The 15,836-nt window shown below is 74.2% G+C and carries 15 protein-coding genes; 9 read left to right on the forward strand and 6 right to left on the reverse strand.

What is annotated here, in order from left to right:
* Window positions 1-81 precede the first annotated feature (81 nt).
* Window positions 82-786 (forward strand): VC0807 family protein, encoded by a 705-nt coding sequence (locus ACFXDE_RS18645; RefSeq protein ID WP_380495533.1) that lies wholly within the window; start codon window positions 82-84, stop codon window positions 784-786.
* Here ACFXDE_RS18645 and ACFXDE_RS18650 read toward each other — a convergent pair.
* Entirely contained in the window at window positions 701-1,552 is an 852-nt protein-coding gene (locus tag ACFXDE_RS18650) for an NUDIX hydrolase (protein ID WP_380495535.1), read from the reverse strand. The two genes, ACFXDE_RS18645 and ACFXDE_RS18650, sit on opposite strands and share 86 nt — an antisense overlap.
* Before the next feature lie 328 nt (window positions 1,553-1,880).
* Here ACFXDE_RS18650 and ACFXDE_RS18655 point away from each other — a divergent pair, with 328 nt between their 5' ends.
* Complete coding sequence (locus tag ACFXDE_RS18655; RefSeq protein ID WP_380495537.1) at window positions 1,881-2,312, forward strand: hypothetical protein; 432 nt, start codon at window positions 1,881-1,883, stop codon at window positions 2,310-2,312.
* A 49-nt stretch (window positions 2,313-2,361) separates the two neighbouring features.
* On the opposite strand, the gene ACFXDE_RS18660 is transcribed toward ACFXDE_RS18655, so the two are convergent.
* A complete protein-coding gene (locus tag ACFXDE_RS18660; protein ID WP_380439805.1) occupies window positions 2,362-3,006 on the reverse strand; it encodes a hypothetical protein in 645 nt (214 codons plus the stop codon).
* A 168-nt stretch (window positions 3,007-3,174) separates the two neighbouring features.
* On the opposite strand from ACFXDE_RS18660, the gene ACFXDE_RS18665 reads away from it, so the two are divergent.
* From ACFXDE_RS18665 to ACFXDE_RS18680, 4 genes are all read left to right on the forward strand, one after another.
* Entirely contained in the window at window positions 3,175-4,623 is a 1,449-nt protein-coding gene (locus ACFXDE_RS18665) for a DUF2079 domain-containing protein (protein WP_380495539.1), read from the forward strand.
* A gap of 134 nt (window positions 4,624-4,757) precedes the next feature.
* Window positions 4,758-5,165 (forward strand): GntR family transcriptional regulator, encoded by a 408-nt coding sequence (locus ACFXDE_RS18670; RefSeq protein ID WP_380439913.1) that lies wholly within the window; start codon window positions 4,758-4,760, stop codon window positions 5,163-5,165.
* 33 nt (window positions 5,166-5,198) lie between these two features.
* The gene (locus ACFXDE_RS18675) at window positions 5,199-6,128 is read left to right on the forward strand and encodes an ABC transporter ATP-binding protein (protein ID WP_380495541.1); all 930 of its coding nucleotides are present in this window, start codon (window positions 5,199-5,201) and stop codon (window positions 6,126-6,128) included.
* A 150-nt stretch (window positions 6,129-6,278) separates the two neighbouring features.
* A complete protein-coding gene (locus ACFXDE_RS18680) occupies window positions 6,279-7,274 on the forward strand; it encodes a hypothetical protein (RefSeq protein WP_380495543.1) in 996 nt (331 codons plus the stop codon).
* A 63-nt stretch (window positions 7,275-7,337) separates the two neighbouring features.
* Here the strand turns inward: ACFXDE_RS18680 and ACFXDE_RS18685 are convergent, their stop codons facing one another.
* The 3 genes from ACFXDE_RS18685 to ACFXDE_RS18695 form a co-directional block, all read right to left on the reverse strand.
* On the reverse strand, window positions 7,338-8,018 hold the full coding sequence (locus tag ACFXDE_RS18685) for a response regulator (protein WP_380495545.1): 681 nt from the start codon (window positions 8,016-8,018) through the stop codon (window positions 7,338-7,340).
* Window positions 8,015-9,346 carry a sensor histidine kinase gene (locus ACFXDE_RS18690; RefSeq protein ID WP_380495547.1) on the reverse strand — a complete coding sequence of 444 codons (1,332 nt, stop codon included), beginning with the start codon at window positions 9,344-9,346 and terminating at the stop codon, window positions 8,015-8,017. Before ACFXDE_RS18690 ends, ACFXDE_RS18685 begins: the two co-directional genes overlap by 4 nt.
* A 155-nt stretch (window positions 9,347-9,501) precedes the next feature.
* Window positions 9,502-11,718 (reverse strand): MMPL family transporter, encoded by a 2,217-nt coding sequence (locus tag ACFXDE_RS18695; protein ID WP_380495549.1) that lies wholly within the window; start codon window positions 11,716-11,718, stop codon window positions 9,502-9,504.
* 415 nt (window positions 11,719-12,133) lie between these two features.
* On the opposite strand from ACFXDE_RS18695, the gene ACFXDE_RS18700 reads away from it, so the two are divergent.
* The 3 genes from ACFXDE_RS18700 to ACFXDE_RS18710 all read left to right on the forward strand — a co-directional run bounded on the left by ACFXDE_RS18700 (window position 12,134) and on the right by ACFXDE_RS18710 (window position 15,415).
* Window positions 12,134-13,255, forward strand: a complete 1,122-nt coding sequence (locus ACFXDE_RS18700) for a DegT/DnrJ/EryC1/StrS family aminotransferase (protein WP_380439819.1) — start codon at window positions 12,134-12,136, stop codon at window positions 13,253-13,255.
* A gap of 134 nt (window positions 13,256-13,389) precedes the next feature.
* Window positions 13,390-14,325 (forward strand): NAD-dependent epimerase/dehydratase family protein, encoded by a 936-nt coding sequence (locus ACFXDE_RS18705; protein ID WP_380439821.1) that lies wholly within the window; start codon window positions 13,390-13,392, stop codon window positions 14,323-14,325.
* A gap of 10 nt (window positions 14,326-14,335) precedes the next feature.
* Window positions 14,336-15,415 (forward strand): hypothetical protein, encoded by a 1,080-nt coding sequence (locus tag ACFXDE_RS18710; protein ID WP_380495553.1) that lies wholly within the window; start codon window positions 14,336-14,338, stop codon window positions 15,413-15,415.
* A 47-nt stretch (window positions 15,416-15,462) separates the two neighbouring features.
* Here the strand turns inward: ACFXDE_RS18710 and ACFXDE_RS18715 are convergent, their stop codons facing one another.
* On the reverse strand, window positions 15,463-15,789 hold the full coding sequence (locus tag ACFXDE_RS18715; protein WP_380439825.1) for a deoxyxylulose-5-phosphate synthase: 327 nt from the start codon (window positions 15,787-15,789) through the stop codon (window positions 15,463-15,465).
* Between the last annotated feature and the right edge of the window lie 47 nt (window positions 15,790-15,836).

Genomic DNA, 15,836 nt, shown 5'->3' on the forward strand with positions numbered 1-15,836 from the left:
CACGCCACGGGCCGTCAGACTCTCGTCCGCCGCCAACCGCACCCTGGCGCGGCACGCCCGAAGGCCGTAGGAGGAAGTCCCATGTCCCAGCCCGCCTCAAGCCCCGCCCCCAGGCCCGGACGCGCCCTCCGGGTGCTGCTGGACTGGGGGCCGACGCTGCTGTTCAACATCCTCGCGCCGGTGCTGACGTTCAACGCGCTCAGCGGGCACGGCACGTCGGACGCCAACGCCCTGCTGATCTCCTCGGCCTGGCCGGTCGCCGACCTCGGCGTGTACTTCCTGCTGCACCGCAGGCTCGACGAGTTCGGGATCTTCACCCTGGTCACGCTCGTCCTCGGGGCGCTCAGCGCGCTCGCGTACAACACCACCGAGCTGATCTTCATCAAGGACTCCGCGCTGACCGGTCTGATCGGCCTCGGCTTCCTCGCCACGCTGTTCGCGCCGCGCCCGGCGATGTTCTACTTCGGCCGCAAGTTCGCCGCCGGCGGCACCGCCGAGGGCGTTGAGCGCTGGAACGGCCTGTGGGTGCACGAGGGCTTCCGGCGGGGCCAGCGGCTGCTGACGGTCATCTGGGGCGTCGCGTTCGTCGTGGAGTCGGCGCTGCGGATCGCGCTGACCTACGTGCTCTCGACCAAGGCCATGGTCACCGTGAGCAGCGTCATGCCGTGGGTGTTCCTCGGCGGCCTGATCTTCTTCACCATCACCTGGGGCCGCCGCCGCCAGGCCCGGATGCAGGAGACCCTGGGCCTGTCGGACGACCGGATGCCCGCCCCGCCTGCCGCCTGAGCCGCCCGGCCGCCGTGGCGCGGTGGTGCTCGGCGTACCGGCGGAGCACCGGCTGGAGGTAGTCGACCCGCGGGCCGGCCAGTGCGGCGGCCTCCTCGGGCGTGGCGATGAGGGCCATCCCGTCGAACTCCGGCTCGACGCCGCGCGAGCGCTCGTCGGCGAGCATCGCCTCGAAGTCCTCGCGCAGCGCGACGGCCGAGCGCGGCGGGGCCAGGTAGAGGACGCCGACGTTGCCGTTGGTGGTGTGGACGACGATCCACCGGCTCAGCGCCCCGGGGTCCGTGTCGCCGCCCGTCTCCTCCAGGAGTTCACGGGCGGCGTGGCGCTGGAGGGCCGGTTCGTCGAGGAGGTCGTCGCCGGTCGGCGGTTCGACGTTGCCACCGGGCAGGCCCCAGCGGCCGGGGTGGGCGGTCGGCCCCGCCATCCGGCCGACCAGCACACGGCCGTCGTCGGCCGGCTGGACGACGGCGACGAACAGGGCCGGCAGCCAGCCGGTCGCACCGGGCACCCGGCGCAGGACGAACTGCCGGTAGGTGGTACGGGCCCAGCCGAGTTCGAGGTCCTGCGGACCGTCCGACCGCAGTCCCGCGCAGACGGCGACCGGGCCGTCGAAGAACGTCGGGTTGGCCCGCACCGCCTCGGCCCAGGCGCGGTCCATCGCCGTCCGTTCCTCCGGTGTGAGGTCGGGGGCGGCGGTCTCGACGAGGCGGATCCCGGTGGGCGCCAGGATCTCGACCTCGGCGGGGGCGGGCTGTCGTTCGGTCACGCGGCACATGCTGGCACAGGCCGTGCCACCCGGCCGAACCCGGCGTGGAGCGCATGCGGCCGATCACCGCGCCCGCGCGGCGATCGGCGCGCGAACCGGCGCAGTGCGACGGGCCCGCACGGGCGCAGCGCAGACGCACACCGCCCGGCGCGGCGCAGACACATCACGCCCGGCGCACGCGGCGCCCGCTCCGCGCGCACCCCCACCGAGCACCGGTCCCGCTTTCCCCCGACCCGATCCATACGGCACCCTGATGTCGTCCCCCTTGCCCGCCCGCGCAACGCTTTGCCACCGTGGTGAGGTGAGCGCGGCGGAACGGGGTGGACGTATGAACGGGCTCGGCGAGCGGACGGCCCCGGTCGTCGACCCCACGGACACCCCGCGGATCACGATCCTCGACGGGCGGTACCAGCTGGCCGTCCACGGCCTGGCACGGGCGGACGACGCGTTCGCCGTCGCGTACTCGGTGACCCCGCCCATGCCCGGCGACCTGCACATCCCCTCCCCCGTCGCCTCCCGGCTGTCCCTCCGCCTGGAAGCCGACGACGACCTCGGCCACCGCTACACCGGCACGGGCGGCGCCCACGGCCTGAGCGCCGACGGGCTGCGCACGGAGGGGACGGTCTCCGGGCAGCCCGCCGTCGCCGCGGAGGCCGCGGAGCTCAGGGTGCGGCTGGTCTTCCGCCGCGGCCCGGAGGAGTACGCCTACCGGCTCGCGTTCCCGCTCACACTCCCGCTCCCGCTCCCGCCGGAGGCCTGAGCGGCGGCCGAGACCCGGCCCGCAGCACGCCGAAGGCCAACGCCCTTTGTCAGAGGGCGACTTGGGTCTCGGCGCGCTCACGGATGTACTCGTCCGGGTGCGTTCTGGCGATCTCCACCGCGCGCTCCACGAGCGGGTGCAGCTCGGCCGGGTACGCGCGCGGGACGAGCGGCAGCCCGGGGAGGATGCTGCGGCGGACGTCCTGGTCCTCGTTGGCGACGAACTCCCGCAGCGCGGCCTCGTGCCACGCGTTGCGCACGCTCGCGCCGTCGTCCGGGTCGGTCCAGCGGTCGCCGGCCGACAGCGCCGTCCAGTACCAGGCCCGCGCCGCCCCCGCGCGCTCCTCGTCCGTGCCGGTCCGCAGCCGGGCGAGCAGCGCCATCCGGACCCGGCGCCGGCCGAAGCCCGTCAGGGCGGGCTCGACGAACCGCCGGTTGAAGCTCGGGTTCGGGTCGTAGACCGCGGCGTTCAGCAGCGCCTCGAAGTACTCCTCGGGGAGTTCGGCCCGTCCGGCGAGCGCCTTGTGGACCTCCCAGCGCCCCGCGTCCGTGAAGTCCGCCCCCGGCGCGACCTCGATGTCGAGCAGTCGGAGCAGGTCGGCCAGACGTTCCTCGAACGCGCGTGATCCGCGCCTCGCACTCCCCGGCCACGGCCGGAGACCCCGCACCTCGCCCGCCGTTTCGTTCGCTTCCACGAGCCCCTCCTCATTCTGAGTCACCGGCACACTACTCGCTGCACATCCGTTCGGAGGGTGTTTTCGCGCAGGCCGGGGGCCCGATCGGCGCCGCCGGACCGGGATTGACGAGCCCTCGCCCCTTCCATCACCCTTCCACTAATCGAATAGTGAAAGGGTACTTTCCCGATGCACGCGGTCCTCTCGCCAGCCCGCCCGATCCACCCCGACCCCCAGCCGTTCCCCGGCCTCCTCGCGCGGCGGCTCGCCGTCCTGCGCCGCCCCGCCGCCCTCGCCTGGGGACTGGCCGCCGGCTTCGCCGCCCTCTACGCGTGCGTCGGCGTCAACCGGCACCGCCGCGGCCTCACCAAGGCCTACGACCTGGGCATCTTCGAACAGGCCATCCGCGCCTACGCACACGGCCGGGCGCCGGTCGTGCCGCTCAAGGGGCCCGGCTACCACCTGCTCGGCGACCACTTCCACCCGCTGATCGCCACCCTCGCCCCGCTCTACCGGGCCTTCCCGACCCCGGTCACGCTGATCGTCGCCCAGGCGCTGCTCATGGCCCTGGCCGTCGTCCCGCTCACCCGCTGGGCGCACGAAGCGGCCGGACCGCGGGTGGCCCTCGCCATCGGCTGCGCCACCGGGGCCTCCTGGGGGATCGTCCGGGCGGCGGCCGACGACTTCCACGAGATCGCCTTCGCCGTCCCGCTGCTCGCCTTCGCCGTCACCGCGCTCGGCCGGCGCCGCCCGCTGGCGGCCGCGCTGTGGTCGCTGCCACTGCTGCTGGTCAAGGAGGACCTCGGCCTGACCGTCGCCGCGGTCGGCGCGCTCATCGCCTGGCAGGCCCGGCAGGACCGCCGCAGCCCGGCGCCCGGCCTGGCCCTCGCGGCGGCCGGCCTCGCCGCGACCGCCCTCACCGTGCTCGTCATCCTGCCGTCGTTCAACCCCACCGGCGGCTTCGACTACTGGCAGCAGGTGGACGGCGGCGGACACCCCTCGGCCGGAGCCATGGCCGCGCGGCTGGTCTGGCCCCCGGTCAAGTGGCTGCTGCTGTTCCTGCTCGCCGCCACCGCCGGCTTCCTCGGCCTGCGCTCGCCGCTCGCCCTGCTCTGCGTGCCCACCCTGGCCTGGCGCCTGCTGTCCGCCAACCCCAACTACTGGGGCGTCAGTTACCACTACAGCGCGGTGCTGATGCCGATCGCGGTCGGCGCCCTCATCGACGTCATCCGGCGGGCCGACCGCCGCCGGATCCGGCGCGCGCTCGCCGTCAGCGCGCTGGTGACGGCCGTGACACTGCCGCTCTACCCGCTGCACGAGGTCGTGATGCCCGAGGCCTGGCGGACCTCGCCGCGCCTCACCGAGACCCGGGCGATGCTCGGCCTGATACCCGACGACGCCACCGTCGCATCGTCCAACCGGCTGGCGGCGCAGCTCACCGATCGGGCGGTCGTCACCCTGGTCTGCCGGCCGCCGGACGGCCCGGGCCCGGAGTGGGTCGCCGTCGACCTGCACGACCCGACCGTCCAGTCGCCGTGCGCCATCGCCGCCACGCTCCACATGGTGACGGAGTACCGGGAGCGCGGGTACCGGCCGCTGATCGACCAGAACGGCCTGCTCCTGCTGAAGCGGCCGTGACCGGCCGCAGCCGCGCCGATCGACCCGAGCCGCCGTCCGACCGGAGGCTCTCCCGGACCTCCCGGGTCCGGCTTGACCCGCGCGCCGCGGTGGGCCACCATTCCACTATTGAACTAGTGAAAGGCCGCAACGGGGTGATCGAGTACCGCATCGAGCGGCGCAGCGGCGTCTCCACCTACCAGCAGATCGTGCAGCAGACCAAACAGGCCCTGCGGCTGGGCCTCCTGCAGCCCGGGGACAAGCTGCCGACCGCCCGTGAGGTGGTCGAGCTGACCGCGATCAACCCCAACACCGTGCTGAAGGCCTACCGCGAACTCGAACGCGAGGGCCTGGTCGAGCCCCGGCCGGGGCTCGGCACCTTCGTCCGGCGCTCGCTCGCCCGGCCGGAGGCGGCCGCCGACGGGCCACTGCGCGCCGACCTGGTCGGCTGGGTGGACCGGGCCCGGGAGGCCGGGCTGGAGCGCGAGGACATGGCCGCGCTGATGGCATCCGTTCTGGAGCAGCGCTTCGGCACCGGGGTCTCCCCGGCACCGCCGAACTGAGAACTACCTGTGGGGGACCGGGTGAACGACCCGATGAACATACCGCCGGCCGAAACGCCCCTCGAAGCGGCGGCAGCCGAACCGGCGGCATTGGAGGCCACCGGCCTCGGCAAGCAGTACAAGGGGGAATGGGCGCTGCGCGGCTGCGACTTCACCGTCCCGGCCGGCCGGATCTGCGGGGTGGTGGGCCCCAACGGCGCGGGCAAGAGCACCTTGCTCGGCCTCGCCGCCCGTCTGGTCGCCCCGACCGAAGGCGGGCTCCGGGTCTTCGGCGAACCCGGCGCGACGGCCTCACTGCGCGCCCGCGTCTCGTACGTGGCGCAGGACAAGCCCCTCTACCCGGGCTTCACGGTGGCCGAGACGCTGCGGATGGGCCGCGAGCTCAACCCCGCCTGGGACGACGAGGTGGCCCACCGGATCGTCGAACAGGGCGAGTTGAGGATGCGGGCGCGGATCGGCTCGCTCTCCGGCGGCCAGCGCACCCGGGTCTCGCTGGCGCTCGCCCTCGGCAAGACGCCCGACCTGCTGCTGCTCGACGAGCCGATGGCCGACCTCGACCCGCTCGCCCGCCACCAGCTCATGGGCACGCTCATGGCCGAGGCCGCCGACCGCGGCACCACCATCGTGCTCTCCTCGCACATCCTCCCCGAACTCGACGGCGTCATCGACCACTTGCTGCTCGTCCAGCGCGGCCGCATCCGGCTGGCCGGGGACCTCGACGACATCCTCGACGGGCACCGGCTGCTCACCGGCCCCGCCGAGGCGCCCGCCCCGCCCGCCGACGTCCTGGTCGAACGGCGCGTCGGCGGACGCCGGGCCACCGCGCTCGTGCGCACCGACGCACCGCCGGACGGACCGTGGGAGGGCGAGCGGCCGAGCCTGGAGGACCTGCTGCTCGGCTACCTCCGCTCCCCCGCCGCCGGACAGCCGTCCGCCACCCTGAATGACGAGGCCGCCGCATGAGCGAACGAAGTGAGCGAATCATCAAGAGGTGCGCATGGGCGAAGGCCCCTGCCGAGCGAAGCGAGGCGGGGGCATGAGCGAACGAAGTGAGCGAATCATCAAGAGGTGCGCATGGGCGAAGGCCCCTGCCGAGCGAAGCGAGGCGGGTGCATGAGCACGAACGTCCTGCCCGACCGGGCCGCCACGTCCACGGCCCCGCGCCCGGCCGCCGGGCGGATACGCGGCCTGACGTGGGTGGTGCTCCGCCAGAACCGCGCGCTCCTCCGGACGATGGGCGCCCTGCTGGTCCTGGCGGCCGCCGATCTGCTCTGGATCCACATCGCCAGCCAGCACACCATCGGAATTCTCCGGAGGACCGGCTGCTACAGCCCCGCGAGCTGGAACAGCACCCAGTGCTGGACCCTGCTCGCCCCCATCAACCGGCCGACGTTCTGGTACATGCAGGTGCTCCAGCCCGTCGTCACGGCGATCCCGCTGCTGGTCGGCGTCTTCGTCGGCGCGCCGATGATCGCCCAGGAGCACGAGCGCGGGACGATCCGCCTCATCCGCTCGCAGTCCGTCCACCCGCTGCGGTGGCTCGCGGTCCGGCTCGCCGTGCCCGGCCTCGCCGTGCTGGCCACCACCGGCGTCATCGCCGCGCTGATGAGCTGGGTCTGGTGGACGGACGTCGTCCACGGCCCGATCGCCTTCGACCCGCCGTTCCAGTTCTTCACCTACCCTGCCCTCGGGCCGGCGCCGGTGGCCTGGTCCCTGTTCGCCCTCGCGGTGGGCGCGCTGCTCGGCCAGTTGCTGCGCCGGACGCTGCCCGCGATGTTCGTCACGGCGGCCACGGTCGGAGCCGCCTTCGGCGCCATGAGCTGGGCCCGCCGGTACCTCTACCCGATCACGGACAAGGTGGTGCCGCTGCACGAGGCGCAGCCGACCAACGCGTGGCTGATCGACCACGGCGTGGTCATGGCCGACGGCACCCGGGTCAACGACGAGGTGTGCATCTCCGCGGACCACGCCTGTGACGGCGCCACCGCCTCCTGGATCAAGTACCACCCCTCCGCCGACCTCGTCCCCGTGCAACTCGTGGAGGCCGGGATCCTGCTGGCCCTCACCGCCGCCGTCCTGGTGACCGTCTTCCGGCTGGCCCGGAAGTAGCCCGCCCGGGAGCCGTGCCGTCCCGACGCCCCGACGGCAGTGACACCCCGACGGCCGTGGCACTCAGGCCGGGCGGCCGGGCGGGACGAGGCCGGACTGGTAGGCGATCGCGACGAGTTGGGCGCGGTCGCGGGCGTCGAGCTTGGCCATCGCGCGGTGCACGTGGGTGCGGACCGTGAACGGGCTCACGTACATGCGCTCGGCGATCTCCTCGTTGGTCAGGCCGGTGGCGGCCATCGACATCACCTCGCGTTCGCGGGCGGTGAGGACGGCGAGGCGCTCGGCGGTGACGGCGGCGGAGGCGGCCGGGTCGGGCTGGGCGAGGAACTGGTCGATGACGGCCCGGGTGGCGGCGGGCGAGAGCAGGGCGTCGCCGGCGGCCACGGTGCGGACGGCGGCGAGGAGCTCCTTCGGGTCGGCGCCCTTGCCGAGGAAGCCGCCCGCGCCCGCGCGCAGCGCCTGGGCCACGTACTCGTCGATCTCGAAGGTCGTGAGGATGAGCACCCGGGTGCCGGCCAGTTCCGCGTCGCCGCAGATCGCCGCCGTCGCGCCGAGGCCGTCGGCGCCGGGCATGCGGATGTCCATCAGGACGATGTCCGGCTTGGTGGCGCGGGCGAGCTCCACCGCCTCGCGGCCGTCGGCGGCCTCGCCCACGACCTCCATGTCGTCCTCGGCGTCGATGAGGACGCGGAAGGCACCGCGCAGCAGGGCCTGGTCGTCGGCGAGCAGTACGCGGATGGTCATGGGCGGTCCTTGTCGGGTCGGGCGGAGTCCCGTCGGACGGCGTCGCACCAGCCGGCGACGGGACGGGCGGCGTCGGAGCGGCCGGTCTCCGGGTGGGAGGCATCAGGGAGGGCCGCCTCCGGGCCCGGGTCGCGGGCGCCGGTGCGCAGCGGGAGTTCGGCCGTGACGAGGAACCCGCCGCCGGGGCGCGGGTCGGCGGCGAGGCGTCCGCCGACGGCGCCGGCGCGTTCGCGCATGCCGATGAGGCCGAAGCCGCCCTCGCCGGGGACCTGGCTGGGCAGCAGCACGGTCCGGCGGGCGGCGACGGGCGGCGGGCCGCCGTTGGCGACGGTCAGGGCGAGCCGGCTCTCGGTGTACCCGATGGTGACCTCGGCGCCGGCACCGCTCGCGTGCTTGGCCACGTTGGTCAGGGACTCCTGGAGGATCCGGTAGGCGGTGAGGTCGACGCCGGGCGACAGCGGCCTGGCCTCGCCCCGGACGCTGAGCCGCACCGGCAGGCCGGCCCGCTCGAAGGCGTTGATCAGGTCGGGGAGGCGGTCGAGGCCGGGGGTGGGTTCGAGCGGGGCCGGCTCCTCGGCACGGCGCAGCAGGCCCACGGTGGCGCGCAGTTCCTGGAGGGCGGAGCCGGTGGCGTCGGTGATGTGGCTGAGGACCTCGCGGGCCTGGGCGGGGTGGCGGTCCATGAGGTGGACGGCGATGCCGGCCTGGGCGTTGGCGAGGGCGATGTGGTGGGCGACGACGTCGTGGAGGTCGCGGGCGATCCGGATACGCTCGTCGGCGACGCGGCGGCGGGCCTCCTCCTCGCGGGTGCGCTCGGCGCGTTCGGCGCGCTCCTCGATGGCGGCGAGGTGGGCGCGGCGGTTGCGGATGGAGTCCCCGAGGGCCCCGGGCAGCAGGGCCCAGGCGAGGACGCCGAGCCGCTCGCCGAAGTGGCCGCCGGCGTCGACGGCCAGCGAGGTCGCGGTGAGCACGACGGCCGTGACGATGGAGGCGCGCAGCGCGGTGGTGCGGTCCGTGCGGACGGCGAGGAAGTACAGCGCGCAGAGCAGCGGGGTGGCGAGGGCGGGGGTGAGCTTGGGGGTGGTCGGCGTCAGCAGGACGGAGCAGACGAGCGTGACCGCGACGACCGCGAGCGGGTGGCGGCGGTGGGCGAAGACGGCGACGACGGAGACCAGCGACAGGACGCCGGTGAGCGGGTTGAGGCCGTGGAAGTGGCCGCTCTGGTCGAGCGTCGCCCCGAAGGCGGTGGAGGTGACGAGAGCGGCGCCCCCGACGACGTCCATCAGTCGGGGGTGGTTCTGGCGCAGGCGCTGCCAGGTGGTGGTCATGGGTGCTCTCCGGGTCGCGGGTCGGGGGCCGTCGGCCCGAGCGGCGGTGCGCTCGGCGGCGGCCCCCGACTGCAACGGTAATCGGTGGGCGTTCGAATCGGTGGCCGTGGAATCCGTGACCCTGGACCCGGCGGCCGTTCGAATCGGTGACTGCGCTAGACGCCGACGGACTCCCGGACCGGGACCGGCTCGGGGGCGGCGGTGTGCAGCTTGCTGCCCTCGACGTCGATGTCAGGTATGAGGCGGTCCAGCCACTTCGGCAGCCACCAGGCGCGGCGGCCGAGCAGGGCGAGGACGGCCGGGACGATCGTCATGCGGACCACGAAGGCGTCGAACGCGACGGCGGCGGCGAGGCCGAGGCCCATCATCTTGATCATCGGCTCGCTCATGCCGATGAAGCCCGCGAAGACGGCGATCATGATGAAGGCGGCGGCAGTGACCACCCGGGCGTTGTGGCGGAAGCCGGTGACGATGGCCTGGCCGGGCTGCTCGCCGTGCACGTAGCCCTCGCGGATGCGGGTGACCAGGAACACCTCGTAGTCCATGGCGAGGCCGAAGACCACCCCGATCATGAAGATCGGCATCATGCTCATCACCGGCCCGGTCTGCTGGACGCCGATCAGGTCGGCGAGCCAGCCCCACTGGAAGACCGCCACGACGGCGCCGAGCGCGGCGGCCACCGAGAGCAGGAAGCCGAGCGCGGCCTTGAGCGGGACGAGGACGGAGCGGAAGACGACCAGGAGCAGGAGCACGGCCAGGCCGACGACGATCGCGAGGTAGGGCACGAGCGCGTCGGTGAGCTTCTGCGACACGTCGATGTTCATCGCCGTGGTGCCGCTGACCAGGACGCTCGCCCCGGTCTCGGCCTTGAGGCCGGCCGCGTGGCCGCGGATGGCGTGGACGATGTCCTTGGTCTCGGCGGCGGCCGGGCCGGTGGCCGGGATCGCGTTGAGCAGGGCGGTGTCGCCGGCCTTGTTGAACATCGGCGGGGTGACGGTGATGACCCCCGGCAGCGCGGACAGCGTCTTGGCGACCTCGCTCGCGGCGGCCTTCGGGTCGGGCGCGCCCTTGGCGTCCACCAGGACGGTCAGCGGGCCGTTGAACCCGGGACCGAAGCCCTCGGAGAGCAGGTCGTAGGCGCGGCGCTGGGTGGTGGAGGTCGGCTTGGCCTCGTCTCCCGGCAGGCCGAGCCGCAGGTCGAGCGCGGGCGCGGCCAGCACGCCGAGGCCGATCACGCCGCCGAGCAGCACGGCGACCGGCCGGCGCAGGACGAACCGGGCCCAGCGGGCGCCGCCGTTCTCCTTCGCGGACGCGGGGGCCGGGGAGGCCCCGTCGGCGTTCCCGGCGCTCTTGCGGACCTTGCGCGGCAGCACCCGCTTGCCGATGAAGCCCAGCAGGGCGGGCACCAGCGTGAGCGCGACCAGGACGGCGATGACGACCGTGCCGGCCGCGGCCATGCCCATCTTGGCGAGGAGCGGGATGCCGACCACCGAGAGCCCGGCGAGGGCGATCACCACCGTGAGGCCCGCGAACACCACCGCGGAGCCGGCCGTGCCGGCGGCCCGGCCGGCCGCCTCCTGCGGGGTGCGGCCCTCGGCGAGCTCGGCGCGGTACCGGGAGACGATGAACACGGCGTAGTCGATGCCGACCGCGAGGCCGAGCATCATCGCGAGCGTGCCGGTGGTGCTGGACAGGCCGAGTACGCTGCCGAGCCCGGTGATCAGCGCCATGCCGAGGCCGACGCCGACGACGGCGGTGAGCAGCGGCAGCCCGGCGGCGACGAGCGAGCCGAAGGTGATCGTCAGGACGACCGCGGACAGCGCCATGCCGATGGCCTCGCTGCTGCCGCCCGCCTCGGGCTTGGCCGCCAGGGCGGTGCCGCCGATCTCGACCTTGAGCCCGGCGTCCCGGCCGTGCTGGGCGGCCTGCTCCAGGGCGCTGGTGGCGCCGGTGGACAGCTTGCCCGCCTTGACGGAGTAGTTCACCGTCGCGTACGCGGTGGTGCCGTCCTTGGAGATCGTGCCGGCCTTGAACGGGCTGACCGCGCCGGTGACCTCCTCGGCGTGCGCGAGCTCGTCGACCGTCTTCTCGACGACCTGCTGGTTCGGCCCGGCGGTGATCTTCTGCCCGGAGGGGGCGACGAACACCATGCGGGCGGAGGCGCCGTCGGCGTGGCCGCCGGGGAAGCGCTCGTTCATCAGGTCGAAGGCCTTCTGGGCCTCCGTGCCGGGCATCGCGAAGCCGTCGTCGGGCGCGGCGGGCGCCTTGGCCGCGAGGACCCCGCCGACGGCCAGCAGGGCGACCCACAGGAGGGTCACCAGCCGGCGCCGGACGAAGGCCCATCGGCCCAGGCGGTAGAGCAACGTGGCCACGGGAGAGCGGCCTCCTTCGGATCGCGGTCTTCGACCTGGTGCGGAACACGCCGCGGAGGGCCGGGCGCCGGTCGGCGCGGTCCTTCCGCAGCGTGACCAATCCTTCGTCGCCGGCCCCTGCTCCGTCGTCATCCCTGCGCAGACACTTCCCGTACTGCGTACGCAGTAGGTCACCTCCCCGGACGGCGGAGCGCACGCCCTCCCCTCGAAGCAGTCCCGGGTGCTTCCGACGGCGTACCCGACGTGCCCCCAGTGGCGGGCGCCACCCGTGCGGGGGCGTCACCCGTGCGGGGGCGACAACGGGCCGGTCACGGGCGGCCGAAGTAGCGTGATGTGCCTGGCCCGGCCGTTTTCGGACGCCCGGACCGACCCCACCCGATCGGTGCTGACCCCAGCCCGCCGCCGGAGGTGCCCCATGGGCGTACCCGCCGCCCGCATCGTGTTCGACGAGAGCGACCGCACGGCCGTCGCCGAGGCGGTGGCGGAGATCCTCGCCACCGGTGCGATGACGCTCGGCCCCTGGACCGAGCGCTTCGAGCAGGCCTTCGCGGCCGAGCACGGCGCCTCGCACGCCGTCGCGGTGTCCAGCGGCACGTCGGCGCTGGAGATCGTCCTGCGCACCGTCGGCGTGCGGGACCGCGACGTGGTCGTGCCCGCCGTCACCTTCTACGCCACGGCCGGAGCCGTGCTGCACGCGGGCGGCCGTCCGGTGATCGCCGACGTCGACCCGGCCACCCTCGCGCTGTCCCCCGAGACCCTCGCCGCGGCCCTCACCCCGGATACGGCAGCCGTCGTACTCGTCCACATCGGCGGGCTGATCACCCCGGCCGTCGACGACCTGCGCGCGCTGTGCAACCGGCACGGCGTCCCGCTGATCGAGGACGCCGCACACGCCCACGGCAGCAGCCTCAACGGACGCGCCGCCGGGTCGTTCGGACTCGCCGGGGCGTTCTCGTTCTACCCGACCAAGGTCACCACGAGCGGCGAGGGCGGCATGATCCTCACCGAGTCGCCGGAACTGCGCGACGAGGCCCGGATCTACCGCGACCAGGGCAAGGGCTCGTTCAGCACCAACCACCACGTCCTGCCCGGCTACTCCTGGCGGATGAGCGAGCTCAACGCCGCCGTCGGCGCCGTCCACCTGCGCCGGCTCAAGGAGTTCATCGAGACCCGCCGGGCCGTCGCCCGCCGCTACGACGAGGCGCTGGCCGGACTGGCCGGGCTGGAGCCGGTCGCCGAACCGGTCGGCTGCCGCAGCAACTACTACAAGTACGTGGCCCTGCTGCCGCGCGGCGTCGACCGGGCCGACTTCAAGCGGATCGCCGCCGAGGAGCACGGCGTGCGGCTCTCCGGCGAGGTGTACGACCTGCCCCTCCACCTCCAGCCGGTGCTCGCCCCCTACCGGCGCGGCCCGCTGCCCGCCGCCGAGGACGTCTGCGCGCGGCAGGTCTGCCTGCCGGTGCACTCCGACATGACCGAGGACGAGATCGAGCAGGTCGTCGAGGCCGTCTCGGCGGTCCTGCGGCGGCTGGCCTGACCGCGGCCGGCCGGCCACCCGCACCGATCCGTCGCCCGACCGACCGCCTCATCGACCGCCTCACAGACCGCTCGACAGACCGCTCAGACCGCTCGACAGATCAGCCGAAAGACCGCCCGACAAGGAGAGAGACCGTGCGGATAGCCGTCACCGGGGGATGCGGATTCATCGGCTCGCACGTCGTGGACCGGCTGGTCGCGGCCGGGCACGACGTCCTCGCGATCGACACCGCCGACAAGTACCTCAACCCCGAGGCCGAGCACGCCAGGATCGACGTCCTCGACCTGCCCGGCCTCACCGCCGCCCTGGCCGGGAGCGAGGTCGTCTACCACCTGGCCGCGATGGCCGACGTCGACCAGATCCGCACCGACCCCCTGCGCGCCGTCCGCGTCAACATCGACGGCACGGCGACCGTCCTGGAGGCCGCCCGGCGCAGCGGCCTCAGCCGCACCGTGCTCGCCAGCACCGTCTGGGTGTACGGCGCCGCGCTCGGCGCCGAGGACCAACTGGGCGGCGACGAGCAGGAGCTGGACGAGCACGTGCCGATCGAGCTGGAGCGCAGCGGGCACCTGTACGTGGCCACCAAGCTCGCCGCCGAGATGCTCGTGCACAGCTACCGCGAGCTGTACGGCCTGCACTTCACCATCCTGCGCTACGGCATCCCGTACGGGCCGCGGATGCGCGACGAACTGGTCGTCGCCCGCTTCGTGCAGGCGGCCCTCGCCGGGCGGCCGATCACCATCGCCGGCGACGGCCGGCAGAGCCGCAACTTCGTCTACGTGGAGGACCTGGCCGACGGCCACGTCCGGGCCCTGTCCCCCACCGCCGAGGACCAGACCTTCGCCCTGGAAGGCTCGACCGCCGTCTCGGTGCGCGACATCGCCGACACCGTCGACGGGCTGCTCGGGCCGGTGTCGATCGAGCACATCGAGGCCCGCACCGCCGACTACGCGGGCCGGCGGATCTCCTCGGCGCAGGCCAAGCGGCTCCTCGGCTGGTCGCCGCGGACGAACTTCGCCGACGGCGTGCGGCGGTACGCGGACTGGTACCGGGCCTCCCTCGGCTCCTGAGGCGCCGCTCGTGCCGCACGCACTGCTGATCTCCGGCTCCCTCGGCCAGGGCCACGACGTGATGGCCCGGGCCTGCGCCGACACGCTCCGGGAGCGCGGCTGGACCACCGACACCGTCGACGCGATGGCGCTGCTCGGCGAGCGCTCCGGCGCGGCCGGGGAGGCGGTGTTCCGGCGGCTGCTCGACCTGCCGGGGGTCTACGACGCCTTCCACTTCTCCGCGCTGCGGCCCGGCGCCCGCATCGCGCTGCTCGCCGACGCGGCGGCCCGCTCCCGGCTGGTGCCCGCACTGCGGGAACTGACCGCCCGGCAGCGGCCGGACCTGGTCGTGTCGGTGTTCGCCACCGCGACCTCGGCCGTCAACCGGCTGCCGGGGCGGGACTTCAGGCACTTCGTGTTCTGCACCGACGTCACCCCGCACCGGCTGTGGGTGCAGGAGGGGACGGACCTCTTCCTCGTCACCTCCGAGGTCGCCGCCTGCGCGGTGCGGCGCTACCGCCCGGACGCGGAGATCGCCGTGCTGCCCGCCCCGCTGCGCGCGCCGTTCTACCGCCCGCCGGGGCGCGCCGCGGCACGGGCGGAGCTGGGCGTGCCGCCGGACGCCCGGTGCGTGCTCCTCATGTCCGGTGCCTGGGGACTCGGTCCGCTCGCCCGGACCGCCGGCTCCCTCGCGGCCGCCGGGCCGCACGTGCTCGCGGTGGCCGGGCGCAACGCGGAGCTCGAACGGCGGCTGCGGCGGGCCGCCGCCCGCGAACCGCGCCTGCACCCCTTCGGGTACACCGAGCGGATCCCGGCGCTCATGGCCGCGGCCGACCTCGTCGTCACCAGCTCCGGCGACACGTGCAGCGAGGCCCGGGCGCTGGGGCGGCGGATGCTGTTGCTCGACGTCGTCCAGGGGCACGGACGGGACAACCTGCAGCACGAGCTGGAGCTCGGCCACGCCGACGTGACGAACGCCCACCCGGCCGACGTGGTCCGCAACGCCCTGGCCGCGCTGACTCGCCCGGAGCCCGCGCCGTCCGTCGGCGCGACGCCGGACGCGTGGCGCGCCGGGTTCGGCGCGGCGCTGGAGAAGGCGGGGCTGGGGTGAGGGCGCGACTGGGATACGGGACGAGGCCGGGGTAAGGCGCCGCAGTGTCAAGGGAGTTCGCGACGCACCAGCGCCTTGTGGGCCGGCTCGCCCGTCCTGCGCGCATGGGCGAGCCGGGCCTTGACCTCGGGCAGGGTGCGCGGGCGGTAACCCGGGCCGCCGCAGCAGCTCTTGTGGAAGCCGATCCCCGCGTTCAGCAGCACGGACAGCGTCCGCCAGGCCGCGGTGTCGCGGCGGCGGGGCGCGGCGAAGGCGGAACCCGCGTGGAACATCGGTGCGGCGCAGCGCGGGCAGATCCGCTCCAGCGCGCCGTAGGGCTTCTTGTACGTGGCCCGGCAGGGCAGGCAGACGTACGAGGTCTTCGCGTGGGCCATGGGCCGAGGGTATCGAGCGCGCGGCCACCGGGCCGAGCGATTTACCG

Origin of the sequence: Kitasatospora sp. NPDC059408, from assembly GCF_042751525.1 — a bacterium.
Classification (GTDB): Bacteria; Actinomycetota; Actinomycetes; order Streptomycetales; family Streptomycetaceae; genus Kitasatospora.